The following is a 2,001-nucleotide window of genomic DNA, read 5'->3' as shown; positions in this document are numbered from 1 at the left end:
AGAGGAATTGCCACAAGATACGATAAGCTAAAACGTAACTATCAAAGCGCTGTTGCTTTAGCTTGTATATTTATATGGTTGCCTCTTTAGCTCAATTTATCGGCTGTAAATGTCAACACACCCTAATTTTATTATGGGTTATCTTGATCAATTGATACAGGATTGTCTGCAGGCACAGCAGACTAAAGCTGAGCGTATATTTGAGTTTTCAAGTTTTGATGATCTTGCTCTACACGCACATTATATTTATGTGATAGAGCAAGTTGGTGGCGATATACAGCAGACATATCAGGACTATGCTGCATTTAAGGCATTGAAAACCCATACTTGCGCCAAGTTAAATCAACCCAATCACATTCTGTATGTCGGATCATCACGGACAGGTATAAAGAATCGTTTAAAACAACATTTAGGTTTTGGGCCTAAACGAACCTATGCCTTGCATTTGTCGCAGTGGTTTCAGGGCAAATATCGCATCACACTACATCAGTATCCTTTAACCACGAGTGCAAGCATCTTACAGTTACTGGAGGATGATTTGTCTCATTCATTAGCACCAGCCTTTGGTAAATTGGGGACCAATAATCGTTAGGGTTAGACCTGATCGGCCAAAGTCGATTGACAGCGAATTAGTCAGTTGTTATTTTGCCGACATTCTCCCAGTACACAGTCTATCCATGCCTTTAGATCCCAACTTTGTCTATGCGCCGCCTCAAGGTCCTCTACGTATTTTGTATGAAGATGCAGACTTGGTTGTTATCGAAAAACCGGCGGAATTGTTGTCGGTTCCGGGACGTTTGCCTGAGCATCATGACAGTGCCTACCTTCGTGTTTTGGAGCAGTATCCTGCTGCAAAAATTACCCATCGTTTAGACATGGCAACATCAGGCATTTTGATGTTTGCGAAACACCGCGATGCAGAAGTGGCAGTGAGTAAAATGTTCCAAGCGCGGACGGTTCAAAAGCAATATGTGGCTTTAGTTCAGGGCAAACTTGAAGGTGAGGGCAGTGTTGAAGTGCCCCTCATTACGGACTGGGAAAATCGCCCACGTCAGATGGTGCATTTTGAATTGGGCAAACCCTCAAAAACCTTGTATCAAGCCATTAGCTATGACGCAAGCAAGGACATTAGCCGAGTATTATTAACACCAGTGACAGGGCGTTCTCATCAGCTACGTGTACACATGATGCATATTGGGCACCCAATTACAGGGGATCAACTGTATCACCCGAATGCAAAACAGAGCTCACTCGGACGGATGGCGTTACATGCTTGCGATCTGGCATTTACCCAGCCTTTAACTCAACAAGCTGTTCATATTCATTGTGCGGCAGAATTTTAAAGCATATTCATGTGAATGCTCATTGTTCATAAAAACTGCTGCATTGAATTAAAACCTTTGGGACTCGTAAAAAGCGCAGAATATCTACAGCTTTAAATAGGTTTTTCTGCTTAAAAATGATTCATGATATACACTATATCCCCAATTCTGGGGATATATAAATAATTTAAATATCTCTATAAAGTATGTGAAAAATTTAGAAAGATTGATATTAAATTTCTTTGTAGCTTTTAGTAAATAAACGCCATTTTTAAGGTTTTATTATATTTTCTAATGAATATTGAATGATTACTTTTTTAATATAAAAATATTTTATTAAAATGATTTAAAACAGCATTTTAGTTAAATTGTGTGTAAGTGTGTATTTGGTCAGATAAATACAGTTTTTTGCATTTATTCTGCTAATATGAAATAAATTATTGATTTTAATTTTTATAAATTAGGTTTGTTTTGGGGAATAAACTTAAATTATTGAAGCTTATTTTGAGGATTGGCAAATGATCAATATTGCTTTAATCGTCCTTATCATCCTAAGTTGACAAAAATAACTAATCATGCGAAAAGGTTTTTTTAGTTAACAGATGTTCACACATGCCTCGGATTGTTTCTGTACCACTTAGTTTAGAACAGCGAGAACGACTCATTTTTCTGGCCAAAC

At 37.8% G+C, this 2,001-nt stretch carries 2 protein-coding genes and 2 pseudogenes; all 4 read left to right on the top strand.

From position 1 onward, the window contains the following. Nucleotides 1–90 (top strand): annotated as a pseudogene (locus FTU38_RS16600) (IS5/IS1182 family transposase); the annotation flags it as partial. Nucleotides 91–109: 19 nt separating this feature from the next. Beyond that, on the top strand, nucleotides 110–592 hold the full coding sequence (locus FTU38_RS16595; protein ID WP_218954737.1) for a hypothetical protein: 483 nt from the start codon (nucleotides 110–112) through the stop codon (nucleotides 590–592). A gap of 85 nt (nucleotides 593–677) precedes the next feature. Continuing rightward, complete coding sequence (locus FTU38_RS16590; RefSeq protein WP_078191125.1) at nucleotides 678–1,343, top strand: pseudouridine synthase; 666 nt, start codon at nucleotides 678–680, stop codon at nucleotides 1,341–1,343. A gap of 591 nt (nucleotides 1,344–1,934) precedes the next feature. After that, nucleotides 1,935–2,001 (top strand): annotated as a pseudogene (locus FTU38_RS16985) (helix-turn-helix domain-containing protein); the annotation flags it as partial.

The organism is Acinetobacter sp. YH12098, from assembly GCF_013419235.1.
Lineage (GTDB): Bacteria > Pseudomonadota > Gammaproteobacteria > Pseudomonadales > Moraxellaceae > Acinetobacter > Acinetobacter amyesii.
Note: the sequence above shows the minus strand (reverse complement) of the source record. Positions and strands in the feature narration are given on the sequence as shown.

What these genes read in the sequence shown, in the direction of transcription:
- FTU38_RS16590 (WP_078191125.1), top strand. Translation starts at nt 678, where the DNA reads ATGCCTTTAGATCCCAACTTTGTCTATGCGCCGCCTCAAGGTCCTCTA.
- FTU38_RS16595 (WP_218954737.1), top strand. Translation starts at nt 110, where the DNA reads ATGTCAACACACCCTAATTTTATTATGGGTTATCTTGATCAATTGATA.